A 25207-nucleotide genomic window follows, 5' to 3' on the forward strand; every position below is an offset into this window, starting at 1 on the left:
GCAGGTTCAGATCGGCGCGCGCGACGCGCACGCCGATGGCAATCAATGGCCCGCATCGGCGACGCGCGTTTGCACCGCGCCGGCGACGCCGGGTTCGTGTTCGGCAGGTGCCGGGGCCGCCGAGACGACCGACGCGGGTGCGGCGGAAACGCTCGAAGAGCCCGTGCCCGGCGCGGCTTCGCGGTTACGCTGACGCTCTGCGCTACGGGTGTGTGACGGCGCGTCGGCTTTGAGGTCGGGGGTTTTGTCCGCTGCGGGCTTTTCGGCTGACTTGTCGACAGGTTTCTCGCCTGAGTGCACCGAAACCTTGTCGGTTCTCTCCGCCTTTTCGGACTTCTCGGCGCGTTCCGGCTTGTCATGTCCGCTGTACTCCACATGCGCGGCACGGATCACAGCCAACGGCGCACCGGCGGGACCCGGCGCGGCACGCTCGGCTGCAGGCCGTTCAACGGCTGACTTTTCCACGGCAGACTTGTCGGCGTGGGCTTCAATCGTGGCAGGCGCGCGCCCTTCGCCGCGCGCGCTCTTGCGATCCGGCGTGCGTAAATCCAGTGCGGCCTGTACGCCGGTCACGCCCGGCACGATTTCCTGCTCGGCGTTTTTCGCGGCGCGTGCGCTTTTCGACCGCTTCGGCTTCGCAACCACGGCGGGCGCCGCGGCCATTACTTCGTCGAGCGCCTTCTTTGCGGCCGCCTGCTCCGCCGCGCGACGGCTCGCGCCCGAGCCGGACACTTTGACGTCGAGCTTTGGCACCGTGCATTCGACTTCGAATTGCTGATTGTGCGCCGCACCATGGGTAGCGACGACCGTATAGGTAGGCAACGCAATCTTGTGGCCTTGCAGATACTCCTGCAGCAGCGTCTTTGCGTCCTTGCCGAGCGTACGGGGGTCGATGTGGTCGAGGATCGGCACGTAAAGGCGCTTGATGACCGTCTGCGCAGCGTCGAAGCCGCCGTCGAGAAATATCGCACCGAGCACCGCCTCGAGCGTATCCGCGAGGATCGACGGCCGGCGGAAGCCGCCGCTGCGCAACTCGCCCTCGCCGAGGCGCAGGCCTTCCGAGATATTGAGTGCCTGAGCGATCTCGTAGAGAGACTGCTGTTTGACCAGATTGGCGCGCACGCGCGATAGGTCGCCTTCGTCGAGTTTGCCGAAACGTTGGAACAAAAGCGCAGCCACCGCGCAATTCAGAACGGAGTCGCCGAGAAATTCGAGCCGTTCATTATGCGTGGAGCTGTGACTGCGGTGTGTTAAAGCCTGACGCAGCAATTCCGCATTGCGAAATTCGTAGCGCAAACGGCTTTCCAACGGAGATAGAGGCATGGGCAGAGTATAACGCGGGCGCCTGACCCGGCGGAAACGCGGGGCGCCAGAGGAAAAAGCGTGGTGAAGCGACGTTACCGCGAGTTCTTAAAGTTGCATGACAACACGCCGCGACCGAGATAACCGGTGCCGGTTATTCGCGCGGCGTGTGATCGCTCATGAAGTGATCACGAAGCGATCAATGCACACGACTCACTGGAAGGAGCCGATGCGTCGCAGATCGCTGAAGTTCATCCAGATGAAAAATGCGCGGCCGACGATATTGCGTTCAGGCGCAAAACCCCAGTACCGGCTATCCGCGCTGTTGTCGCGGTTATCGCCCATCATGAAGAAATTGCCCGGCGGCACTTTGCAGATCACCCCACGTGCGTTGTATTGACAGTTGTCGCGATAGGGGAAGTCTTCTGCACCAACGATGAACGGCGGCACCGCCGGATTGTTCAGAATTGCGTTCTTGCGGCCGTCGATATCTTCCTGGAACTGCTTCGCATAGCCGAGCCGCTCTTCGTCGAGATAATCGGGCAGCGGCGTTTCTGGCACCGGCTTGCCGTTGACGGTCAACTTCTTGTCCTGATACTCGACCAGATCGCCCGGCAGACCAATCACGCGCTTGATGTAGTCGACCGATTCGTCTTTCGGATAACGGAACACCACCACGTCGCCGCGCTGGACCGGGCGGCCCTGCGTGATCCTCGTGTTGGTGATCGGCAAACGAAGACCGTATTCGAATTTATTGACGAGGATGAAGTCGCCCACCAGCAGCGTCGGCACCATCGAGCCGGATGGGATCTTGAACGGCTCGACCACGAACGAGCGCACGACGAACACCACCAGAATCACCGGAAAAAAGCTCGCCGTATATTCGAGCCACCACGGCTGACGCAGTTTGTCGTCGCGCAAACGCGCGCGCGTTTGCGCGGCGTTTTCATCGGCGAAACGCTCGCCGATGCGCGCCTGCTGACGATCGAATTCGGCGACTGCGGCTTCCGCCTCGCGGCGCCGTTTCGGCAGGAAAACCAGTTTGTCCGCGACCCATGCGACGCCCGTCAAAACGACGAGCACAAAAAGAATCAGCGCGAAATTCATAGGGTTCCGTTATTCAACTTATTTGTCTTCGACACGCAGAATAGCGAGGAAAGCCTCTTGCGGGATTTCAACCGAACCCACCTGCTTCATTCGCTTCTTGCCTGCCTTCTGCTTTTCAAGCAGCTTCTTCTTACGCGTGATATCACCACCGTAGCATTTTGCCAGCACGTTCTTACGCAACGCTTTAATGTTTTCGCGCGCGATAATGTTTGAACCAATCGTGGCTTGAACCGCTACGTCGTACATCTGACGCGGAATCAGCTCGCGCATTTTCGCTGCCACTTCGCGGCCGCGATACTGGCTTTGCGAGCGATGCACGATCACCGACAGCGCATCGACCTTGTCGCCGTTGATCAGCATGTCGACCTTCACGACGTCCGACGCGCGGTATTCCTTGAACTCGTAATCCATCGACGCGTAACCGCGAGAAATCGACTTCAGACGGTCGAAGAAATCGAGCACGACTTCGCCCATCGGGATTTCGTACGTCAACTGGACCTGACGACCGTGATACTGCATGTTGATCTGGTTGCCGCGCTTCTGCGTACACAACGTGATCACCGCGCCGACGTAGTCTTGCGGCATGTACAGGTTCACGGTGACGATCGGCTCGCGCACTTCCTCGATCTTCGACGGCTCGGGCATCTTGGCCGGATTCTCGACCATCAGGGTCGTGCCGTCGCGCTGCAGTACTTCGTACACCACGGTCGGCGCCGTTGTGATCAGGTCCATGTCGAACTCACGTTCGAGACGTTCCTGCACGATTTCCATGTGCAACAGACCGAGGAAGCCGCAGCGGAACCCGAAACCGAGCGCTTGCGACACTTCCGGCTCGTACTGCAGCGACGCGTCGTTCAGCTTCAGCTTTTCGAGCGAGTCGCGCAGCGCGTCGTACTGGTTCGCTTCGACCGGATAGAGACCCGCGAACACCTGCGGCTTCACTTCTTTGAAGCCCGGCAGCGGCTCGGCCGCCGGCTGGTTCACCAGCGTAACCGTGTCGCCGACCTTCGCCGCCGCGAGTTCCTTGATGCCGGCGATGATGAAGCCCACCTGCCCCGCCGACAGCGATTCGAGATTCTTCGACTTCGGCGTGAACACGCCGATATGTTCCACCGGATACTGCGCGCCGGTTGCCATCAGGCGGATCTTGTCCTTCGGGCGCAGCGTTCCGTTGACGATGCGCACGAGCATCACGACACCGACGTAGTTGTCGAACCACGAGTCGATGATCAGCGCCTGCAGCGGCGCTTCCGGGTCACCCTTCGGCGGCGGCACTTTCGCGATCAGCGCTTCGAGCACGTCTTCGACGCCGAGGCCAGTCTTCGCGCTGCAATGTGTGGCGTCGGTCGCGTCGATGCCGATCACGTCCTCGATCTCGGCGATCGCGTTTTCGGGGTTCGCCGCCGGCAGATCGATCTTGTTCAACACCGGCACCACTTCGACGCCGAGCTCGATGGCCGTGTAGCAGTTGGCGACGGTTTGCGCCTCCACGCCCTGGCTCGCGTCGACGACGAGCAGCGCGCCTTCGCACGCGGACAGGGAGCGGCTGACTTCGTACGAGAAGTCGACGTGCCCGGGGGTGTCGATCATGTTCAGGTTGTAGACCTGGCCATCGCGCGCGCGATACGACAACGCGGCGGTTTGCGCCTTGATGGTAATGCCGCGCTCGCGCTCGAGATCCATCGAGTCGAGCACCTGAGCTTCCATCTCGCGGTCGGACAGACCACCACAAATCTGGATGATGCGATCGGCGAGCGTCGACTTGCCATGGTCGATGTGCGCAATGATCGAGAAGTTACGAATATGATCCATTCAGTGCCGATCAAGCGAAAAGGCGCGCCCGGACAATAGCGGAGCACGCCTTGTAAGTAGGTGAAAAACCTATCTATTTTAGCCGAAAAGCCCCTCGGCCGGCGCATCTTGCATAGCGCGGGCCTCAAGACGGCGTCGAGGAGGCGAGAAATTTACCGGGCGCATCGAAGCGAGTCGCCGCAAACATGTGCATGTATCGCGCGAATCACATGCCGCGCGGATGTAAATCAGGATGCCGCCGCGACACGCGACGCATGCGCCGCCAATGCTGCGCGCACTCGCGCTTCGTCGAGATGGTAGTGGCACAACTCGACGCCATCGCATACCAGCACCGGCACCAACTCGTTGTAACGCGCTTCGAGCAACGGATCGCTGTCGACGTCGATCACCGCGACTTGCGCCCCGAACTCGGCCAGCAACGGCTCGAGCGCGGCGCGCATGTCCTCGCACAGATGGCACCACGCGCGCCCATACAGCGTGAGCGATGCCGTCTTCGTCATTTCTGCGCGCCGCGCGGACGGACCGGCACAAACTGCGTGTTGTCGCCGCGACGAACCAGCAACGCGACCATCTTCTGCGAATCGAGGTGTGAGGTCAGTTCGTCGAACTGTTTCGCGCTCGTCACATCGGTGTCGCCAACCCGCAGGATGATGTCGCCCTTTTGGAGCCCGACACGGGCTGCCGGACCGTCGACAGCGTCGATCTGCACGCCGTTCTGAATCTTCAGCGTTTTCTGCTGGTCGGCGGGAATATCGCTCACCGCGATGCCAAGCGCGTTGGTCGCGCGCTGCTTCGGCGCCTGCGGCTTCTTCTGGTCCGCTTTCGCGACCTTATCCTGCTGCATTTCTGCGATCGTGATCGGCAGTTCGCGCGTCTGACCCTTGCGCCAAATCGAGATCGACGTCTTCGTGCCCGGCTTCGTATCGCCGACCATACGCGGCAGGTCCGTCGCGGTGTCGACCGAATGACCGTTGAACTTCAGGATGATGTCGCCCGGCTGCACGCCGGCCTTGTCGGCCGGGCCGCCCGGTTCGACGCTGCTGACGAGCGCGCCCTGCGCCTTCGGCAAACCGAGCGAATCTGCGACGTCCTTCGTCACCTCACCGATCGCCACCGCGATGCGGCCGCGCACCACCTTGCCCGAACTCTTCAGCTGATCGGCCACGCGCATCGCTTCGTCGATCGGAATCGCGAACGAAATGCCCATGAAACCGCCGGTGCGGCTATAAATCTGCGAATTGATGCCGATCACTTCGCCCTGCATGTTGATCAGCGGGCCGCCCGAGTTGCCCGGATTGACGGCCACGTCGGTCTGGATGAACGGCAGGTAGTCGCCGGTGTCGCGTCCCTTCGCGCTGACAATACCGGCCGTCACCGTGTTTTCGAGACCGAACGGCGATCCGATCGCGACGACCCATTCGCCGACGCGCACCTTGTTCGAATCGCCGATCGTGATGGTCGGCAGATTCGACGCGTTGATCTTCACGACCGCGACGTCGGTTCGGTCGTCGACCCCGATCAGCTTCGCCTTGAATTCGCGCTTGTCGGTCAGCGTCACGTAAATCGTGTCCGCGTCGTCGACGACGTGCGCGTTGGTCATCACGTAGCCGTCCGCCGACAGGATGAAGCCCGAGCCCACGCCGCTGTTCTGTTCGGGGTCGGTGTTGTCCTGTGAATCCGGGCTGCCGCCGCTGCCGCCCCCCCCTCCACCACCGCCGTTATCACCACCGCGCGGTGATTGCGGTGACTGCGGCAATGGAATCCCGAAGAAGCGCCGGAAGAACTCCGACATATCGCCGTCGTCCATACCCGGCGGCAGGCCGCCGCGGGAACTACTGTTCGACACGCGCGTTGTCGTGCGAATGTTGACGACCGCCGGGCCGACCTTGTCGACGAGGTCAGTGAAGTCGGGCAGATTGGCAGCGGGAGCCGCCGATGCCATATGCGGCACAAGCGGCAAACACGCCGCCACCACTACGGCCGCGAGGAATTTGCGCACCGAGAAAGTCGTCATATCGTAGCAAGCCGAGGGATTTCAGGATTCGGAAGGGTTACTTCGGAGCTTTGTATTCTATGGCAGACGCGAATTGCTGCAATGTGGTTTGGGGCACCTCACCAAGCAGGGTAATCCAGAAGTCACCCTGACGCTTGACCAGGACGTGCGTCGCGCCGCTATCGCCTGTGCCCTCTTTGCGCGTGTTGTTCTCGACCGGCTCGACGAAAACCGAAATCGCCGCGAGGCCGTCGGAAAACACGGCCTGGTCGACGGGGATCGGCGGCTGCCCTGCCTCGCGCGACGCCATCGGACGGCGCAACTGACGGATGATATGGAAGCCCCGCACCGACGGATTGATTTGCCAACCCTGCGCGGCCATGTCGACCGGCTCGACTGGCGGACGCACGACCGTCCAGCCCGTGAGATTGCGGATGCCGTTGACGATGCCCGCCTTGTCGACCGGCACGCCGATGCGGACCTGCGAAAACGACAGTTGCTCGAGCACCTGGCCGCTCGGGTCGAGCGTCTGCGCGCGCAGCAGCAGACCGGTCTTCTTGTCGGCCCACAGCTTGTACGCGAACCGGTAGGCGTCTTTCGGATCGAGTTCCATCACGAGACTGTCGACGCCCGCGACGCGGTCATCGCCCAGCATCTTCGGCTCGTAGACGGACAGAACCTGCTCGCCGTTCACGGACAGCAGCGCGGGGAACGAATCTTTGTTCTGCCGCTTTTCGAAGACCACGATACGCCGTTCCGGCAGGAACGTGTACATGTCGTCGTTGTGGCGGAGCATTTTGCGCGGCTTACCGTCGAGGCTTTCGAGCTGCTCGAATTCGCCGTCCGTATGCGTGGAGTAATGCGCGATACGCAACGTCTGCACGAAATTGCCGCGCTGATAGACGAAGGCGCCCTCATAGTTCTGCTGCTGGGCGGCCTGATGAATGCGGTCGAGCAGTTCCGCGGCCGTGCGACGGGCAACGACCGGATCGTCTTGAGCGAAGACCCGCGGTGTAGCGGACAACAACACAGCTGCACAGAACAGAAATGCTGGCAACCGCCCCCAGATAGTCGTTTTATTGAACCGCGGAGTCTGCATCAAACTATTGGCCCTGCGTGGAGACTGAGGCAGCGCGAATTACCGGCATCGAGCCTGCCATCGCCGGTTGCTGCGCGAATTGCTGATGAGCTTCGAGGTATTGATCGAGGCTCGCGTCGCGAATGATGTTGGAGTCTTGCGCGGGCACCGAGGCCATGGCGACACGCTGCACCGGGTCGCCGCGCGACTGGAGCGAAGCGAGCTGGGAACCCGAACCACCCGGCACGCCCTGCAGCTGCGGCACGACGATCCAGGTCAACGTAGCGGCCGCGGCAGCGACGGCAAAAGCCGGCACGACCCGCCGGCGCAGCCCGAGCAGGCGGCGGGTGACCGACGCGGACGCGGCGGCTGGCGCCAGCACATGCGGCTCACTTTCGAGGCGCGCGGCAAAACCGCTTAGAAAGGCGCTGCTCCGTGCCGGGCTGACTGCCAGATCGTCGGAACGTAGCGCGTCGCCGATCAGGTGGTAGCTCGACCAGGCCGCGCGATCATCGCCGTCCAGTTCCGCAAAAAACTTGTCCAGATTCAGATGCTCTTCGCCGAACAATTCACCGTCGACGAAAGCGGACAGACGCTCGCCGCGCGAGCCCGCTTGCGATTGCATCGAGACCGACCCCATGATGCTCCCCATCTTCCAAATAACCCCGTAGTGACACCACTAATCCAGATATTGCACCGCTGCCCCGCCAAGCCAGCTGGACGCTCAGAGACGTCTACCAGCGCTTGCCCTCGGGTGTGTCAAGCAACGGTCGCAATTTTGCCGCAATGGCTTCGCGAGCGCGGAAAATTCGTGATCTGACTGTGCCAATTGGGCAACCCATCATCTCAGCGATTTCCTCGTAGCTCAAACCCTCAATTTCTCGAAGAGTAATGGCGGTGCGCAATTCTTCCGGTAAAACCGCCATCGCAGCATTGACCGTCTCAGCGATCTGCTTGCTCATCAACATCGACTCAGGCGTGTTGATATCCCTTAGTTGGTCAGCGTCGGAGAAAGTTTCAGCTTCTTCAGCATCCGCTTCGGTCGAGGTCGGCGCGCGCCGGCCCTGGGTGGCAAGGTAGTTCTTCGCGGTATTGACCGCAATCCGGTACAACCACGTATAAAACGCCGACTCGCCGCGAAACTGCGGCAACGCGCGATAGGCCTTGATAAATGCGTCCTGCGCGACGTCTTCGACTTCGGCGGGGTCCCGCACGAGACGCGAGATCAGCCGGAGAATCTTGCGGTGGTATTTGGAGACCAGAAGCTCGAACGCGGCCTTGTCGCCCTTCTGGACGCGTTCGACCAGCACCTGATCAATTTCTTTTTCGCTCACCTGATAAATCCGTTAACTATAGGGCGCATGGCGGGGGACCATTGTAGCGTCCCCCTCGTGAGGGCACGTTACTACGGTAACAGCGGTTACAGTCGTTACAGTCAGGCGCCGGCCGCACGCCGGCCCAGCACGGAAAGTTCGCGGAAAACAGTGGGCGGCAGCGCGTCGGCGGCGATTATCAGGGAGCGCGTACGGCCCGGCGGCACACGCATGAGGGCACGCCTCCGACCGCCCTCGGGCGCGAGCGCGAGCACCAGCAGACGGCTGCTCCACTGCGCGCAACCGACGATGCGACCTCGCGCGAGCAATTCACCTGCGCGGTTCCAGGCGGAAATCTCACCCATCGCGAAATGCAGCGCGGCGGGCTGCGCCGCGTCATGCCTCGCCGCGCACAGTGCAAGGACCGCTGCGACGGCGAGCGTCAACGCCGCGGCCGGCCACGCGCCCAACCGCGGTGCGAGGCAGGTATAAACGGCTAACGTCGCAATCAGCATGAACGCCCCCGCCGCGGCACGCATTCCGACAGAGCGACGCAACGCAATCCGCTGCGTCGTCGTGCTCAACGTTGCCGGTGCGGGGGAAAGCGCCGGCGAAGCCGGCGTCGTGAACTGATGCGTCACCCGTGACCAGGCGATCAGGCGCGCTTGATCACCAGCGTGCCGTTCGTGCCGCCGAACCCGAACGAGTTCTTCAGCGCGACGTCGATCTTCATGTCCCGCGCGGTGTTCGCGCAGTAATCCAGATCGCAGGCCGGGTCCTGGTTGAAGATGTTGATGGTCGGAGGCGAGACCTGGTGATGCACGGCGAGCACCGTGAACACCGACTCCAGACCGCCGGCGCCGCCCAGCAGGTGACCCGTCATCGACTTGGTCGAATTGACGACCATGTCCTTCGCGTGGTCGCCGAACGCCCGCTTGATGCCGGTCGTTTCCGCCAGATCGCCGAGCGGCGTGGACGTGCCGTGCGCGTTCAGGTAGTTCACCTGATCGCCGTTGATGCCCGCGTTCTTCATCGCGGCGAGCATGCAGCGGCGGGCGCCGTCGCCGTCTTCGAGCGGCGCGGTCATGTGATACGCATCGCCGCTCATGCCGTAGCCGCCGATTTCCGCGTAGATCTTCGCGCCGCGCGCCTTTGCGTGCTCGTATTCTTCGAGCACCATCACGCCGGCGCCTTCGCCCAGCACGAAGCCGTCGCGGTCTTTGTCCCACGGACGGCTCGCGGTCGCCGGATCATCATTGCGTTGCGACAGCGCGCGCGCCGCCGCGAAGCCGCCGATACCGAGCGGCGACACGGTCGATTCCGCGCCGCCGGCGATCATCACGTCGGCGTCGCCGTATTCGATCAGGCGCGAAGCCTCGCCGATGCAGTGCAGACCGGTCGTGCACGCGGTGACGATCGACAGATTCGGACCCTTGATGCCGAACTTGATCGACAGGTGGCCGGAGATCATGTTGATGATCGAAGCCGGCACGAAGAACGGCGAAATGCGACGCGGGCCGCGATTGAGCAATTCGGTTTGGGTGATTTCGATCATCGGCAGACCGCCGATGCCCGAACCGACCACTACGCCGATGCGCTCCGAATTCTCGTCGGTGACTTCGAGCCCGCTGTCCTGCATCGCCTGGATGCCCGCGGCCACGCCGTAGTGGATGAACGTATCCATGTGGCGCGCTTCCTTGCCGGGGATGTAGTCCTCGATATTGAAGCCCTTCACCTCGCCGGCGAAACGAGTCGAGAAGTTCGACGCATCGAACTTCGTGATATTGGCAATCCCAGACTTGCCGGCGACCAGATTGGCCCAGCCATCGGCAACATTATTGCCAACAGGCGAAATCAGCCCCAGGCCTGTAACAACAACACGACGGCGGCTCACGGTAACCCCTTTTTCATAGATGACAAAAAGCAAAAGCCACAGCGGCCACAGGAATCGCCCTGTGTGCCCTGTGGCTGTTTAAGTCGGCAATCGCGCGGAAAGTTGCGCTGTCAACATCGCTGGCTCCTGCGTGGCAAGCGGCACGGCAGGGCGTCATGCGCGGCCCGTGCAGAAACGCAGGCGCGAATGACCTTAGGCCTTGACGTTCGCGCGAGCGTAGTCGATCGCTTGCTGAACGGTGGTGATCTTCTCGGCTTCTTCATCCGGAATTTCCATGCCGAATTCGTCTTCGAGGGCCATCACGAGCTCAACGGTGTCGAGCGAGTCGGCGCCGAGATCGTTCACGAACGACGCTTCGTTCTTGATTTCCGCTTCCGCAACGCCCAGTTGTTCCGCGACGATCTTCTTGACGCGCTGTTCGATATTGTCCATTACCCCTCCAAGGGAAAAGAAGTTCAAAAATACAGGTGCGCGCATTTTATCAGGTTTGACCCGGCAAAAAAGCGGCGCTTCGGGTTCCTGTCAACGCATGCGCCTCGTGCTTCTTGCAAACGCATCAAGGCGCGGATAGTAACTGAATTTGGTTACTGCATGTACATGCCGCCGTTCACGTGCAGCGTCGTGCCGGTGATGTAGCCCGCTTGCGGCGACGCGAGGAACGCGACCGCGTGCGCGATGTCCTCCGGGCTGCCGAGACGGCCGAGCGGAATCTGCGTTTTCAGCACGGTCTGCTGCTCTTCGGGCAGCGCCTTGGTCATGTCGGTATCGATGAAGCCAGGCGCCACGCAATTGACCGTGATCCCACGGCTGCCGATCTCGCGCGCGAGTGCACGCGTCATGCCCGCGACGCCCGCCTTCGCGGCCGCGTAGTTTATCTGGCCAGGGTTGCCGGCCGAGCCGACCACCGACGTGATGTTGATGATCCGGCCGCCCTTTGCTTTCATCATCGGGCGCAGCACCGCGCGCGACAGACGGAACACCGACTTCAGGTTGGTGTCGATCACCGCGTCCCAGTCGTCGTCCTTCATGCGCATCGCCAGTTGATCCTGCGTAATGCCGGCGTTGTTCACCAGCACGTTCAGCGCGCCGAATTCCTTGACCGTGCCGTCGATCAGCGCTTCGGCCGCCGCCGCGTCGTTGACGTCGAGCACCGCGCCGCGGCCGTTCACCCCGGCCGCTTTGAACGCCTCGGTGATCGCAGTCGCGCCGCTTTCGCTGGTCGCGGTGCCGATGACCGTCGCGCCCTGACGCGCGAGTTCCATCGCGATCGCACGGCCGATGCCGCGCGATGCGCCCGTCACGATTGCGATCTGCTTGTCGAGAGTCTTTTCCATCTGTCAGTCCGGATGCCCTTCAAATAGGGCTCATTGATTCTTGTTGATTCGTCTGTCGAGGGATGCTGCGCCAGCGCGGTCCTGCTTTGCCGATATCCGCTCGTGAAAGCGCGCTCAGCCTGCCGTCACGAGCTTCAGCGTTTCTTCCAGCGATGTCGGATCGAACACAGACGCGCCGACCAGATTGCCGTCGATGCGCTTGGTCAGACCCGCAAGGACCTTGCCCGGGCCGCATTCGATCACGTGCGTGACGCCCTGCGCGGCCATTGCCTGCACGCATTCGACCCAGCGCACCGCACCAGCCGCCTGACGCACCAGCGCGTCCTTGATCTTGGCCGGCTCGTTGACCACGGCGACGTCGACGTTGTTGATGACGGGAATCGACGGCACCTGCACGTCGATGCTCGCGAGGTATTCGCGCAATTGATCCGACGCTGGCTTCAGCAGCGACGAGTGGAACGGCGCCGACACCGGCAGCGGCAGCGCGCGCTTCGCACCCTTCGCCTTCGCGACTTCGCAGGCTTTCTCGACTGCGCCTTTGTGGCCCGCGATCACGACTTGCGCCGGCGCATTGAAATTGACCGCTTCGACGACGCCCGCCGCCGACGCTTCCGCGCAGACCGCGCGCACCGTGTCGTCGTCCAGGCCGAGAATCGCGGCCATACCCCCTTCGCCCACCGGCACCGCGGTTTGCATCGCCTGCGCGCGAAAACGCACGAGCGGCACCGCGTCGCGAAACGCTAGCGCGCCGGCCGCGACGAGCGCCGTGTATTCGCCGAGGCTATGGCCGGCGACGATCGCCGGCGCCGGGCCGCCCGCCTGCTGCCACGCGCGATAGGTCGCGTAGGCCGCAGTCAGCATGACCGGCTGGGTGTTGGTGGTGAGATTGAGATCTTCGGCGGGGCCTTCGGCGATCAGCTTGCCGAGGTCCTGGTTGAGTGCGTCGGAGGCTTCCTGAACCGTCTCACGCACGACTGCGTGATCGGCGAATGCGTTGAGCATGCCGACCGCCTGCGAGCCCTGCCCAGGAAAAACGAACGCGAATTTCATATCGTCCCCAAAATCTGTTTAATCGGATGTGGCGGCCGGCCGCGGCTGCCAGATGGCGCACGGTATTACTCCGGCCGCGCGGGCGCCGCCAGCGACGCCCTGCGATACGCCGTCGCGCTCAGTAGCGAATGACCGAGGCGCCCCACGTGAAGCCGCCGCCGACGCCTTCGATCAGCACGTTCTGGCCACGCTTGATGCGGCCGTCGCGCACCGCGACATCGAGTGCAAGCGGAATGGACGCCGCCGACGTATTGCCGTGCTCGCCCACCGTGACGACCATGCGCTCCTGCGGCAGGCCGAGCTTGCGGCAGGTGCTTTGCATGATGCGGATATTGGCCTGATGCGGAATCAGCCAGTCGATCTGCTCGGGCTTCAGATCGGCTTTTTCCAATGCTTCGATTGCGACCTTCTCGAGCACGTTGACGGCGAGCTTGAACACCGCCTGACCGTCCATGTGCAGGAACGCGCTGCCGGCGACCACGCCGCCGTTGACGTTGCCCGGCGTGCACAGAATGTTCGAATGGCTGCCGTCCGCGTGCAGCGCGCTCGAGAGCACGCCAGGTTCGTCGGAGGCCTGCAGGATCACAGCGCCGGCGCCGTCACCGAACAGCACACAAGTGGTGCGGTCGTTGAAATCGAGAATGCGCGAGAAGGTTTCCGCGCCGACCACGAGGGCCGTGCGATGCTGGCCAGTGCGAATCAGGCTGTCGACCGTCGCGACCGCGTAAGCGAAGCCGGAGCAGACCGCCTGCACGTCGAACGCGGCGCCCTGATTCTTGATGCCGAGCTTGTTCTGCAGCAGACAGGCGGTGCTCGGGAACACGAAGTCGGGTGTGGAGGTGGCGACGACGATCAGGTCGATGGACTGCGGATCGATGTCCGCCGCTTCGATCGCGCGCTGCGAGGCGATCAACGCTAGGTCGCTGGTCGTGACGTCCGGATCGGCGAAGTGACGCGCATGGATGCCCGTGCGAGCGACGATCCATTCGTCGCTCGTTTCGACACCTTGCCTGGCAAGACGCTCAGCCAGATCCTGATTGGTGACGCGGTTGGGCGGCAGACAGCTGCCGGTGCCCAGCACGCGGGAGTAGATTGTGGATTGAGCCATTATGCCTTCGAGGATTGCGCAGCGTAGGGCTCGGCCGGCTGGCCTGCGATCGGGCTTGCGTGACCCGCACCGCTTGCGTCGCGCGCCGCCTGTTCGAGAGAACCTGCGTTCTCTTCCATCGCTCGCGCAAGGCGCTCCAGCACGCCGTTTTTGACGGCATCATACCCGCGTTTGATAGCCCACTCAAACGCGTAGGCATCGGCGGAACCGTGGCTTTTGATCACGAGACCGCGCAAGCCGAGCAGCGCAGCGCCGTTGTATTGCCGATGGTCGACGCGTTTCTTGAAGCGCATCAATACCGGCAGCGCGAGCACCGCCATCACCTTGGTCAGCCACGAACGGCCAAACTCTTCCTTGATGATGTTGGACAGCATCTGCGCGAGACCTTCCGACGTCTTCAGCGCGACATTGCCGACAAAGCCATCGCAGACGATTACGTCGACGGTGCCCTTGTAGATGTCGTCGCCTTCGACATTGCCGTGAAAGTTCAGTGTACTCGCACGCAGCAGTTCGCCGGCGCGCTTGATGATGTCGTTGCCCTTGATGACTTCTTCGCCGATGTTGAGCAGGCCGATAGTGGGCCGCTCTTTTCCTTCGAGCGCGGACACGAGCGCGTGCCCCATCTCGGCGAACTGCAGCAAGTGCTGCGGCTCGCAGTCGACGTTGGCGCCCAGGTCCAGCATCATCGTATAGCCGGTGGGATTGGGCAGGGCGAACGCGATGGCCGGGCGTTCGATGCCCGACAGCGTTTTCAGCACATAACGCGAGACCGCCATCAGTGCGCCGGTGTTACCGGCGGAAATGCAGGCTTGCGCCTCGCCTTCCTTGACGCGATTCAGCGCCACGCGCATCGACGAATCTTTTTTCTTGCGCAGCGCGACCTCGACCGGATCGTCCATCGCGACGACCTCGGTAGCAGGCACGACGGTCAGCGCCGGCAGATCCTGAGCCTTGAGCTTCTTCAGCTGCGCACGAATCGCACTTTCAATGCCGACGAGCAGCAACTGCGCATCGGGATGCGAACGAACGAAGTTGACGGCAGCGGGAACGGTCACGGACGGGCCGTGGTCGCCTCCCATGCAATCTATCGTGAGCTTTACTGTCATGGAGTGCGACGAATTTCAGACACAAAAAAGCGGCAGTTGAATGCCGCCTTTTTGCCGAACCGGGAAAATGTCAAGCGAGCCGATCGCTACGCGAAACGCCACAGGGCGCATCGCAGTCGACGATTAGTCGTTCTTCGTCTTGACTACTTTCTTGCCGCGATAGTAGCCGTTCGGGCTAATGTGGTGACGCAGATGCACTTCGCCCGTGCTCGGCTCGACGGCCAGCGGCGCTGCCGTCAGGAAATCGTGCGAACGGTGCATGCCGCGCTTCGACGGCGACTTCTTGTTTTGTTGAACTGCCATGACTAAAACTCCAAAAAATTTTCCGAATTCTAACACAGCCCGATACGGACTTAACCACTGGCCGAATGGCCAATGCGCCAGCATCGCGCCCCCTGCAACTATTCAGTGCTTCTTGCCGCCCGGTTCGTCGCGTTTCAAACTCTCAAGCGCCGCGAACGGATTGCGCCGCTCGCTGGATTGATCCGGCTCGCCGACATCGCCAGCTTCGTGCTGCGCGGCTTCGTCACCCTCCCCTTCACTGCCGTCCGCGCCCGAAACAAGGCTCTCGTGCACTTCAGGACAGACCTCGTGTTTGGGCACGAGCGGCAAGGAAAGCAGCAACTCTTCTTCGATCAAGTCGATGAGATCGAACTGGCGCGAGCCCACGATCACCTCGACTTCATCCTCGTCGAGCGGAAACTCTTCGGCTTCCGCCTCCGTACTGACGATCCGGTAAGTTGCATCGACGTTGAACGACTGCGAATACGGCGTCAAGCACCGCTGGCATTCGAGCCACGCGGCACCATGAATCGCCAGCCGCAGATAAGGCTGGGGACCTTCGGTGCCGTCGTCCTGCAATTCCGGCTGCGTCGTCCCTTCGGCCTGCCATGTGAACGCGGTGTCGCGATCTGGCGCTTCCGCCGGGACTTCGTTTAACATGCGCGGCAGTTGCGAGACGCGCACGACACCCGCGGCCTGACGCCCACTCCGCGCAAATTCGAACAGATCGAGTTCATGCGGGTCGGACAGACCTGCAGGTTTGCCAGGATGTTGAGTCATGTGCGCTCCTGCGTCGGCAAGCAAGTTGCCGGGGTGATTCGCGAAGGACGATCAGATCCGCCGCGAAGATAATCCGGTGTGCGAGGCAGCCAATGGCCGTTGCGCCCAACCTCGCCGAGCTTTCTTCGACCTTCCGGCTGCCGAAAAATTGGCGAACGCGCGAGGCCCTTCAAGCGTAAGCATACCGTGAAAAGCCCAAAATCATATCCGTTTTGTCTTTTCGAGTCAAACACTTAAGCCCGTACGCACACGAGCCTCGCGCGACCCCGTACGACCCGCCTCTTCCGTTGCCCGCAAACCCATGTCAGATTCCCCCAAACGCCCGCCACGCCTGATTCTGGCGTCGAGTTCGCAGTATCGCCGTGAGTTGCTCGAACGCCTGCGCGTGCCGTTCGACATCATCGTACCCGCGATCGACGAAACCCCTCTCGCCGGCGAAACGCCCGAAACCACTGCGCTGCGCCTCGCCGAATCCAAAGCCCGCGCGGTCGCCCGAGGCCTCGCCACCACCGAACCCGCTCTCGTGATCGGCTCCGACCAGATCGCCACCTACGACGGCCTGCAGATCGGCAAACCCGGCACGCATGACAGGGCGCTTGCGCAATTGCAGGCGATGCGTGGTCGCGAGGTGCTGTTCCATAGCGCACTATGTCTGTTCGACAGCGCGACGAACAGCGCGCAGACCGTCGACGTGATCACCCGCGTCCGCTTTCGCGACCTGCCGGACGCGGCGCTCGACGCCTATCTGCGCGCCGAAACACCCTACGACGTGGCCGGCAGCGCCAAATCCGAAGGACTCGGCATCGCGCTGCTGGAGGCGATCCATTCCGACGACCCGACCGCGCTCGTCGGCCTGCCGCTTATCGCGTTATCGCACATGCTGCTCGCGGCCAACTATCCGCTTCTGGGTGCATGATGACCGGTACGCTCTATCTGATTCCGAACACGCTCGGCGAAGGCGACGCAAGCGCACTGGAGCTGGTACTGCCCGCGCCCGTGCGCGCCCGTGCGGCGTCGCTTCACTATTACATTGGCGAAAACGCGAAAACCACGCGCGCGTTCCTGAAAAAAGTCGGCACCGAACGGCCGATTCAGGAGATCGAGATTCGCGAACTGAACGTCAATACGCCGGCTGGGGAAATCGACAAGCTGCTCGCGCCGCTGCTCTCGGGCACCGACGCTGGCCTCGTCTCCGAGGCTGGCTGCCCGGCAGTCGCGGACCCGGGCGCGCTACTTGTGCGACGCGCGCACGAGCGCGGCGTGAAGGTCGTGCCGCTGGTCGGGCCGAGTTCGATCCTGCTCGCGCTTATGGCGTCGGGGCTGAACGGCCAAAGCTTCGCGTTTCACGGATACCTGCCCGTCGACGCGGCCGAGCGCGCCAAACGTCTGCGCGATCTCGAGCAGCAGTCGCGCAAGAGCAAGCAAACGCAGATCTTCATCGAAACGCCGTACCGGAATCGCGCGTTGCTCGATACGTTGCTCACGACCTGCGCGCCGTCGACGCTCGTGTGCGTGGCCGCCGATCTGACGCTGCCGAGCGAAGTCATCGCAAGCCGGAGCGTTGCGGACTGGAAAAAGAAGCCGGAGATCGACCTCCATAAGCGGCCGGCGATTTTTCTGATTCTGGCGGCCTGAGCGCGGCCCCGGCCGGGCGGCGAACAGCAGGCCGCGCCGAAGCCTGCACGCAAGACAAAGCCCGCGCGATCGGCCAAGCCGACCCGCGAGCTTCTTTCCTTACTGCGGGTTCAACGCAGGTTCATTTTCGCGCCGAGCGCCATCGCCCGAACCGCGCCGGCGCCGACCGCGGCGCCGAATTTGCGCGCAACGCGATCCGTGATGCTCTCCTTTACCGTGTAATCGACGATATCCGGTGCCTTGAAGATCTCTCGCGCAACATAATCCGCATTACCCAAACCGTCCGCGAGGCCCAATTCGACGCTCTTCTGCCCCGTCCAAAACAGACCCGAGAACATGTCCGGTGTCTCATGCAGACGCTTGCCGCGCCCCTGACGCACGGCGTCGATGAACTGCGCGTGGATCTGATCGAGCAAAACCTGCGCATGTTCGTCCATCTTCGGCGTCTCAGGCGAGAACGGATCAAAAAACCCTTTGTTCTCTCCCGAGGTGTGCAGCCGGCGCTGAATCCCCAGCTTGTCCATCAGACCAGTGAAACCGAAGCTGTCCATCAAAACGCCGATCGAACCGACGATGCTCGCCTTGTCGACATAAATCTTCTCCGCGGCCGCGGCCGCGTAGTAACCGCCGGACGCGCACATATCCCCAACTACGACATACAGCGGAATAGACGGATATTTCCCGCGCAAACGCCGAACTTCGCTGTTGATAATGCCCGCCTGGACCGGACTGCCGCCCGGGCTATTGCAATAGAGAATCACCCCCGCGGTATTGGAATCTTCGAATGCGGAATCGAGGGCAGTGTTGATATCTTCTGCGTTCGCGTTCGTATCCGTCGAGATCTCACCGTCAAGCGACACCATCGCCGTATGCCGGCCGGTAGTGGCGACCCGCTCGCCCGAAAAACTCAGCACACCCCACACTACCAGTGCGAGGACTCCGAGGAACAGGAAGCGGAAAAAAATCCGCCAGCGCCGCGCGGCGCGTTGCTCATTGATCGCGGCGAGCGCGATGCGCTCGAGAGCGGCACGCTCCCAGCCGGGCCGGTCGGCGGGCGCACCCGAGCGGTCTCCTGAGGCAGGGTCCTTTCCGGGGGTCAAATTGTCGGACATGCGGACAGTAGATAAATTGGAGAGGAAATCAGCGCGTGACGGGCAGCAATTCGCCGTCAGGCAACCAGAATACCGCACGGCCCTCAGGCGTATCGCGTTCCTCGACCTGCAGGGCACGCAATCTGCCTCCACGACACGGACCACCGACGCATTTGCCGGTATCCGGCGCGTAAATCGCGCCATGTGTCGCGCACATCAAGTATAAGCCGGACGATTCGAAGAACTGCCCTTCCTGCCAGTCGAGTTCCATCGGCACGTGAGCGCAGCGGTTCAGATAGCCGTAGGCGCAGCCATCATAGCGGACGAAAAACACCACGGCATCCTGCCCGCCGAGCCGCGCGTCGCGCCGGATGCCTTCGCCACCGTCGACCAGCTCCTCGGCCGCGCAAATGCGCACTGCCTGCGCAGTCGCGGCCGTCGCAGCATTCACGCCGTCGGCGCTCATGCGTTCTCCCGCAGCCAGCTGGACAAATCGCTGATGCTCGAAGCAACGAACTTCGGCGACATCGCATTCAGCGAATTCGCCGGATGCGCGCCGTAAGTCACGCCGATGCCCGCCACGCCGGCGTTGAGCGCCATCTGCAAGTCGTGCGTCGTATCGCCGATCATGACCGTGCGCGCCGTATCCTGCCCCAACTCACGGGTAAGCTCGTGCAGCATTGCCGGATGCGGCTTCGAGAAGGTTTCGTCAGCGCAACGCGTGCCGTCGAACAGGCTCGTCAGACGTGCCTGATCGAGCGCGCGATTGAGCCCGACGCGACTCTTGCCGGTGGCGACCGCAAGCAGATAGCCGACATCGCGCAACTCCTGAAGCATCTTGCGCACGCCGGGGAATAGCTCGGTGGTCTGATCCTTTACCAGAAAATGAAAGCGATAACGCTCAGAAAGCCGCGAATAGTCGGCCGGATCGAGCGTCGGCGCGGCGATCTGCAGTGCGTCGCGCAGGCCTAGGCCGATTACATAGCTCGCGGCTTCGTCGGCGGGTACCGGCAGGCCGAGATCGCGACACGCTGCCTGGATGCTGCGCGTGATATGCGCGGTCGAATCCATCAGCGTGCCATCCCAGTCAAACACGATCAGGTCAAATTGCTCTCTAGCCATGCAAGGTCGTCTCCGGGTTAGACCCAGTGCGTAGTTCGTTGAGTTGTTCTATAAAGCCGCGGCAGTCGGCCGGCAGCGGCGCCTCGATTTGCAACGGCGCGCCGGTGGCCGGATGCGTGAGCTTGAGCCGGTGAGCGTGCAGGAACATACGCTTGATCCCGGGCTTCGCGCCCGCGCGGGCAAGAGCCTTGTTAAGCGCGAAATTGCCGTATTTGGCGTCGCCGACGATCGGTAGTGCCAGATGCTGCAAATGCACGCGAATCTGGTGCGTGCGCCCCGTCTTCAGTTCTGCCTCCAACAGCGCGTATTCCGGCCAGCGGTCGACCAGATTGAAGATCGTGTGCGACGCGAGCCCATCGGCCTGCACGCGCACGCGGCGCTCGCCGTCGGCGGTCAGGTACTTGTGCAGCGGCTCCTTCACCGCTCGACGGCGCCCCCAGTCGCTTGCCCATTCGCCGTGCACGCAAGCGTAGTAGCGCTTGTCCATCCGGTTGTCGCGGATCTGCTCGTGCAGATTGACGAGCGCCGCGCGCTTCTTCGCAAGCATCAGGATGCCCGAGGTCTCGCGATCCAGCCGGTGCACGAGTTCGAGAAACTTCGCCTGGGGCCGGGCCTCGCGCATCTGCTCGATCACGCCGAACGCAACTCCGCTGCCGCCGTGGACCGCGACGCCGGCTGGCTTATCGATCACCAGCAAATGCTCGTCTTCGAACAGAATGCGAAAGCCCGCCGCGGGCACGGGCACCTGGGCTACGGCCTGATTCGGCTGGGCGATGCGGATCGGCGGCACACGCACCAGATCGCCCAGTTCGAGCCGGTATTGCGCATCGATCCGGCCCTTGTTGACGCGCACTTCGCCGCTACGCAGGATGCGGTAAATATGGCTTTTCGGCACGCCCTTGCAGACGCGCAGCAGGAAATTATCGATGCGCTGACCAGCCGATCGGTCGTCGATTTCGATCAGCGAAACCTGGTCGCCTGAAACCGAGCCTTCGACCGCGCCTGCAACCGATCTCTGGGATGTTTTGCCTAACTCTTTCATTCTGAATATAATTTGCCCAGCAGTCCGCGACGGCCGGCGCAGTGTCCGCACAGCGTACGGAATGCGAGTGGATTGCGCGAGCGCAAGCGATAAACCGTTATTTTACTTGCGCCGGGGTCTGGTTGCTCGCCCTGAAAATGAGATGCAACAAGTTGCACGCACGAAGTCAGCCCCCGGCAGGGACGGCGCCCGCAGGCGCGTTCGGCCAAGGTCGGCTTCGACGGTAACGGAATTTTGGTAAAAAAGAATTTAGCTTCCAGCTTCGTGATCCGGGTGGTATGACGCCCTGCTGGACGAAGCTGCAAGTCGCGAAAATACGGCGTGCGCCCGAGGCGTCTTGTAGAAAGTACAAGACATGGCGACGTCAAAAGAAAGGCGAGACACCCCCAGCAGGAAAAGACGCGCCGCCTGCGCGAACTTCCCGTTGCGGCATGACCGCGGACTTCGGCCCTCCGCTCGTGCGCCCAGTTGGCGCGCCGGCTTCACAGGACGAAGACTTATGAAGGTCTGCTGGCTAAACGCGGCGTGTCAGGCCATGATTTGAAGCCGTGTTCGCATGTGCCCTGCGGCACCGTGCCCATCTTTTAATCGGGCCGGGCCCTCTCAGGCAATTCTCCCGCCATCTTTCCCGCTCCAGCGTGCTTGTGAAAACACAATAAGACGCGGCACGCCTGCCCTTTACGCTCTCGCGACTGACAACCGCGCAGCCGGGCCGGCGAGGCCGCTCTGGAGCCGTTCAATGAAACGAATGTTGTTCAATGCGACGCAGCAGGAAGAACTGCGCGTCGCCATCGTCGATGGGCAAAAACTCATCGACATTGACATCGAAACCGCCGGGCGCGAACAGCGCAAAGGCAATATTTACAAGGGCATCATCACGCGCATCGAGCCGTCGCTCGAGGCCTGCTTCGTCAACTACGGCGAAGACCGCCACGGCTTCCTGCCGTTCAAGGAAGTCGCCCGCCAGTACTTCCGCGAAGGCGTCGACATGCGTTCCGCACGCATCCAGGACGCGCTGAAGGAAGGTCAGGAACTGATCGTCCAGGTCGAAAAGGAAGAACGCGGCAACAAGGGCGCAGCCCTGACCACGTTCATCTCGCTCGCCGGCCGCTATCTGGTGCTGATGCCGAATAACCCGCGTGGCGGCGGCGTGTCGCGCCGGATCGAAGGCGACGACCGTCAGGAGCTGCGCGAAACCATGGCGCAGCTGCAACTGCCGGAAGGCATGAGCATCATCGCGCGCACGGCTGGTATCGGCCGCAGCGCCGAAGAGCTGCAGTGGGACCTGAACTACCTGATGCAGCTGTGGCGCGCGATCGAAGCCGCGTCGCAAAGCGGCACGGCCGGCCAGCCCATGCTGATCTATCTGGAATCGAGCCTCGTGATCCGCGCGATTCGCGACTACTTCCAGCCCGATATCGGCGAAATCCTGATCGACACGACCGAAATCCATGACCAGGCGCGCGCCTTCATGGACATCGTGATGCCGGACAACGTCGGCAAGGTGAAGCGCTACCACGACGACGTGCCGCTGTTCTCGCGTTTCCAGATCGAGCACCAGATCGAGACCGCGTACTCGCGCACGGTGCCGCTGCCGTCGGGCGGCGCGATCGTGATTGACCACACCGAAGCGCTCGTCGCAATCGACGTGAACTCGGCGCGCGCTACCAAGGGCGCCGACATCGAGGAAACGGCCGCGCGCACGAACCTCGAAGCCGCCGACGAAGTCGCCCGCCAGCTGCGTCTGCGCGACCTGGGCGGCCTGATCGTGATCGACTTCATCGACATGGAATCGGCCAAGAGCCAGCGCGAAGTCGAGCAGCGTCTGAAAGACGCGCTGAAGCACGACCGCGCCCGCGTCCAGATGGGCAAGATCTCGCGCTTCGGCCTGATGGAGCTGTCGCGCCAGCGTCTGCGCCCGGCGCTCTCGGAAGGCAGCCACGTCACGTGTCCGCGTTGTAACGGCACGGGTCACATCCGCGATACCGAATCGTCCGCGCTGCAAGTGCTGCGGATCATTCAGGAAGAAGCGATGAAGGAAAACACCGCGGCGATCCACTGCCAGGTGCCGGTCGAAGTGACCGCCTTCCTGTTGAACGAGAAGCGCGCCGAAATCAACAAGATCGAGTCGCGTTTCAAGGTCAACGTCGTGCTGATCCCGAACAAGCACCTCGACACGCCGCACTACAAGCTCGAGCGTCTGCGTCACGACGACGCGCGCCTCGACGATCCGCGCGCATCGTGGAAGATGGCCGAAGAAGCGGCCCGCGAGCTCGAATCGGAAACCGGCTACAGCAAGCGCACCGAGGAAGTGAAGCCGAAGCAGGAAGCGGCGGTCAAGGGCATCACGCCCGAGAAGCCGGCTCCGAGCGCACCGGTCCGCCCGGCGGCCACCCCCGCGCCGGTCGCGGTGACACCGGCCAGCGGCGGCTTCATTGGCTGGCTGAAGAATCTGTTCGGCATGCAGCCGGCTGCTCCGGCACCTGCCGCGCCGGCCACGGCCGACAAGCAGGCCCGTCCGCAACGCGGCGAACGCACCGAGCGCGGTGAGCGCACGGGCGAGCGCGGCGGCGATCGCAACCGCAATCGCCGTGGCGGCGCAGGGGGCCGCGACGCGGCAGCGCGTGGCGAAGGCGTCACCGGCGGCCGTCAGGCGCAAGGTCAGCAGCCGTCGCAGCGTCGCGAGGAACGGGAAGGCCGCGAGGAACGGGAAGGCCGCGAGGCACGCGAGGGCCGTGAGCCGCGCGCGCCGCGTGAGCAACGCGAACCGCGTGAGGCTCGTGAAGGCCGCGAACCGCGTGAGACTCGCGAGCCGCGTGAAGCACGCGAACGCGACACCCGCGGCGCCGAGCGCGTGGAAGCCGTCGAAGGCACGGCACGCGCCGAACGTCAGGAACGCGGTGAGCGCCGCGAGCGTGGTGAACGCGCTGAACGCGTCGAGCGTGGCGAGCGTCGCAAGCCGCAGGCGGAAGCCGCCGCGGCGCTAACCCAAACCGACACGCAAGCCGCCGACGAACTCGCGCGCAACCGCGCCGCAGCCGGTGAAAACGGCGTGCCGGTCGACCAGGAAGCGGTCGCGCGTGACGGTGAAGAGCGTCGTCGTCGCCGTCGCGGCCGTCGTGGTGGTCGTCGCGAGCGTGAAGAGGACGTGAATGGCAACCTCGCGGCGGACGTCGCGGAAGCGGAAGGTGACAACGTTGCCGCCAGCGACGAAGCGCCGATGCGTGTCGAGCAGCCTGTCGAGCACACGCCTGCGGCCAGTGAAGCGAAGGACGTGACCCCGGTCGAAGTGGTGGTCGCCGCTGTCGCAACGCAAAGCGCCGTCGTCACCGAACTGCATGCGGCAGCCGAAACGCCGGCTCTCGCCGCGGAAAATGCCGCGAAGACCGAAAAGGTCGTGCCGGTCGAGCAGGCTCCGGTGGCGGCGCAACCGGCTATCGAAACGCCGGCGCAAGCAGAGCAAGCCGCGCCGGCCGCGAGCGAACCGGTCGCGCCGGTTGCCCCGGTCGAACCTGCCGCACATGCCGAATCGCCGGCAGTCGAGCCGGCGCTGGAAGCGCAACCGGCCGTCCCGAGCGAACCGCAAGCCGCCCCGGCTGCGCTCGACACCGCGGCTCCGGCCACGATCGTCGAGGCACCGGCAGCCGTGCCGGCACCGCAGGCCGAGATCGTCGAGCCGCAACCGGTCGTCGCACCGGAACCGGCCGTGGCCGAACCGGCGCCCGTCGCTGCGCCCCCGCAGCCGGCGCCCGTGCGCAGCGCAGCGCCCGCCGCCGCATCGGCCGATGCATTGCAGCCGATCCTCGAGCAAGCTGGCCTGATCTGGGTGAACACCGACGCCGACAAACTGCGTGCCGCGCAGGAAGCGGCGGCGCAGACGGTCAAGCCGCCGCGCGTCGTCCGCGAGCGCAAAGCGCTGCCGCCGGTCGACAACACTCCGATGCAACAGGTCGAGACGATCAAGCATCCGCAGTAAGCCGCGTCGTTGTACGTGAAAAAGCCCGCCCTTCCCGGCGGGCTTTTTTTTGGGGCGTTCTGTCCTGGCCGCAAGGCGCGCCACGTCGCTCCCCGTATACCCCGACAACGCGCGCCGTCCGCCTGCCATCACGGGCATTTCCGATAGAATTAATCATCCGCGATCCGTTCAAGCCTCTGACG

Annotated in this window: 24 protein-coding genes; 3 read left to right on the forward strand and 21 right to left on the reverse strand. The window is 63.1% G+C overall.

The genetic code is table 11. The annotated features are described in order from the left end of the window. Positions 1–42 precede the first annotated feature (42 nt). From rnc to ACLFKU_RS14735, 17 genes are all read right to left on the reverse strand, one after another. A complete protein-coding gene (gene rnc, locus ACLFKU_RS14655) occupies positions 43–1323 on the reverse strand; it encodes a ribonuclease III (RefSeq protein WP_368585212.1) in 1281 nt (426 codons plus the stop codon). Between the two features lie 192 nt (positions 1324–1515). After that, the gene (gene lepB, locus ACLFKU_RS14660; RefSeq protein WP_410849561.1) at positions 1516–2409 is read right to left on the reverse strand and encodes a signal peptidase I; all 894 of its coding nucleotides are present in this window, start codon (positions 2407–2409) and stop codon (positions 1516–1518) included. A gap of 18 nt (positions 2410–2427) precedes the next feature. Then, the gene (lepA, locus tag ACLFKU_RS14665) at positions 2428–4221 is read right to left on the reverse strand and encodes a translation elongation factor 4 (protein WP_410849562.1); all 1794 of its coding nucleotides are present in this window, start codon (positions 4219–4221) and stop codon (positions 2428–2430) included. A 227-nt stretch (positions 4222–4448) separates the two neighbouring features. Then, positions 4449–4721: a glutaredoxin family protein gene (locus ACLFKU_RS14670; RefSeq protein WP_368585210.1), complete on the reverse strand. Its 273-nt coding sequence runs from the start codon at positions 4719–4721 to the stop codon at positions 4449–4451. Further along, a complete protein-coding gene (locus ACLFKU_RS14675) occupies positions 4718–6235 on the reverse strand; it encodes a DegQ family serine endoprotease (RefSeq protein ID WP_368585209.1) in 1518 nt (505 codons plus the stop codon). Before ACLFKU_RS14675 ends, ACLFKU_RS14670 begins: the two co-directional genes overlap by 4 nt. A 37-nt stretch (positions 6236–6272) precedes the next feature. Then, positions 6273–7313: a MucB/RseB C-terminal domain-containing protein gene (locus ACLFKU_RS14680; RefSeq protein ID WP_410849563.1), complete on the reverse strand. Its 1041-nt coding sequence runs from the start codon at positions 7311–7313 to the stop codon at positions 6273–6275. Between the two features lie 4 nt (positions 7314–7317). Beyond that, positions 7318–7932 carry a sigma-E factor negative regulatory protein gene (locus ACLFKU_RS14685; protein ID WP_410849564.1) on the reverse strand — a complete coding sequence of 205 codons (615 nt, stop codon included), beginning with the start codon at positions 7930–7932 and terminating at the stop codon, positions 7318–7320. A 94-nt stretch (positions 7933–8026) separates the two neighbouring features. Beyond that, complete coding sequence (gene rpoE, locus ACLFKU_RS14690; protein WP_006051939.1) at positions 8027–8626, reverse strand: RNA polymerase sigma factor RpoE; 600 nt, start codon at positions 8624–8626, stop codon at positions 8027–8029. Between the two features lie 101 nt (positions 8627–8727). Next, positions 8728–9120 carry a hypothetical protein gene (locus ACLFKU_RS14695; RefSeq protein ID WP_410842419.1) on the reverse strand — a complete coding sequence of 131 codons (393 nt, stop codon included), beginning with the start codon at positions 9118–9120 and terminating at the stop codon, positions 8728–8730. A gap of 140 nt (positions 9121–9260) precedes the next feature. Then, entirely contained in the window at positions 9261–10499 is a 1239-nt protein-coding gene (fabF, locus tag ACLFKU_RS14700; RefSeq protein ID WP_410849565.1) for a beta-ketoacyl-ACP synthase II, read from the reverse strand. A 192-nt stretch (positions 10500–10691) separates the two neighbouring features. Beyond that, the gene (acpP, locus tag ACLFKU_RS14705; RefSeq protein ID WP_004197638.1) at positions 10692–10931 is read right to left on the reverse strand and encodes an acyl carrier protein; all 240 of its coding nucleotides are present in this window, start codon (positions 10929–10931) and stop codon (positions 10692–10694) included. Positions 10932–11083: 152 nt separating this feature from the next. Then, positions 11084–11833 (reverse strand): 3-oxoacyl-ACP reductase FabG, encoded by a 750-nt coding sequence (gene fabG, locus ACLFKU_RS14710; protein WP_368585205.1) that lies wholly within the window; start codon positions 11831–11833, stop codon positions 11084–11086. A gap of 114 nt (positions 11834–11947) precedes the next feature. Beyond that, on the reverse strand, positions 11948–12883 hold the full coding sequence (gene fabD / locus ACLFKU_RS14715; protein WP_410849566.1) for an ACP S-malonyltransferase: 936 nt from the start codon (positions 12881–12883) through the stop codon (positions 11948–11950). A gap of 118 nt (positions 12884–13001) precedes the next feature. Beyond that, a complete protein-coding gene (locus ACLFKU_RS14720) occupies positions 13002–13991 on the reverse strand; it encodes a beta-ketoacyl-ACP synthase III (RefSeq protein ID WP_368585203.1) in 990 nt (329 codons plus the stop codon). Beyond that, positions 13991–15097, reverse strand: a complete 1107-nt coding sequence (gene plsX, locus ACLFKU_RS14725) for a phosphate acyltransferase PlsX (protein WP_013090058.1) — start codon at positions 15095–15097, stop codon at positions 13991–13993. The genes ACLFKU_RS14720 and plsX overlap by 1 nt, the downstream gene beginning before the upstream one ends. A 123-nt stretch (positions 15098–15220) precedes the next feature. Next, a complete protein-coding gene (gene rpmF, locus ACLFKU_RS14730) occupies positions 15221–15400 on the reverse strand; it encodes a 50S ribosomal protein L32 (RefSeq protein WP_006401275.1) in 180 nt (59 codons plus the stop codon). Positions 15401–15502: 102 nt separating this feature from the next. After that, entirely contained in the window at positions 15503–16159 is a 657-nt protein-coding gene (locus ACLFKU_RS14735; protein ID WP_410849567.1) for a DUF177 domain-containing protein, read from the reverse strand. Between the two features lie 301 nt (positions 16160–16460). Here ACLFKU_RS14735 and ACLFKU_RS14740 point away from each other — a divergent pair, with 301 nt between their 5' ends. Both ACLFKU_RS14740 and ACLFKU_RS14745 read left to right on the forward strand, forming a co-directional pair. Continuing rightward, on the forward strand, positions 16461–17075 hold the full coding sequence (locus tag ACLFKU_RS14740) for a Maf-like protein (protein ID WP_410849568.1): 615 nt from the start codon (positions 16461–16463) through the stop codon (positions 17073–17075). Next, on the forward strand, positions 17075–17794 hold the full coding sequence (locus ACLFKU_RS14745; RefSeq protein ID WP_410849569.1) for an SAM-dependent methyltransferase: 720 nt from the start codon (positions 17075–17077) through the stop codon (positions 17792–17794). The genes ACLFKU_RS14740 and ACLFKU_RS14745 overlap by 1 nt, the downstream gene beginning before the upstream one ends. 110 nt (positions 17795–17904) lie before the next feature. On the opposite strand, the gene ACLFKU_RS14750 is transcribed toward ACLFKU_RS14745, so the two are convergent. From ACLFKU_RS14750 to ACLFKU_RS14765, 4 genes are read right to left on the reverse strand one after another with little or no spacing between them, the layout of a single operon-like run. Next, positions 17905–18906 carry a S49 family peptidase gene (locus ACLFKU_RS14750; RefSeq protein ID WP_410849570.1) on the reverse strand — a complete coding sequence of 334 codons (1002 nt, stop codon included), beginning with the start codon at positions 18904–18906 and terminating at the stop codon, positions 17905–17907. Between the two features lie 28 nt (positions 18907–18934). Then, positions 18935–19351: a Rieske (2Fe-2S) protein gene (locus ACLFKU_RS14755; protein ID WP_410849571.1), complete on the reverse strand. Its 417-nt coding sequence runs from the start codon at positions 19349–19351 to the stop codon at positions 18935–18937. Then, the gene (locus ACLFKU_RS14760; protein WP_410849572.1) at positions 19348–20007 is read right to left on the reverse strand and encodes an HAD-IA family hydrolase; all 660 of its coding nucleotides are present in this window, start codon (positions 20005–20007) and stop codon (positions 19348–19350) included. Before ACLFKU_RS14760 ends, ACLFKU_RS14755 begins: the two co-directional genes overlap by 4 nt. Then, a complete protein-coding gene (locus tag ACLFKU_RS14765; protein ID WP_410849573.1) occupies positions 20000–21049 on the reverse strand; it encodes an RluA family pseudouridine synthase in 1050 nt (349 codons plus the stop codon). Before ACLFKU_RS14765 ends, ACLFKU_RS14760 begins: the two co-directional genes overlap by 8 nt. A gap of 739 nt (positions 21050–21788) precedes the next feature. On the opposite strand from ACLFKU_RS14765, the gene ACLFKU_RS14770 reads away from it, so the two are divergent. Beyond that, positions 21789–25025 (forward strand): Rne/Rng family ribonuclease, encoded by a 3237-nt coding sequence (locus ACLFKU_RS14770; RefSeq protein ID WP_410849574.1) that lies wholly within the window; start codon positions 21789–21791, stop codon positions 25023–25025. The last annotated feature ends 182 nt before the right edge of the window (positions 25026–25207 follow it).

Source organism: Paraburkholderia sp. EG304 (assembly GCF_046543485.1).
GTDB classification, from domain to species: Bacteria; Pseudomonadota; Gammaproteobacteria; order Burkholderiales; family Burkholderiaceae; genus Paraburkholderia; species Paraburkholderia youngii.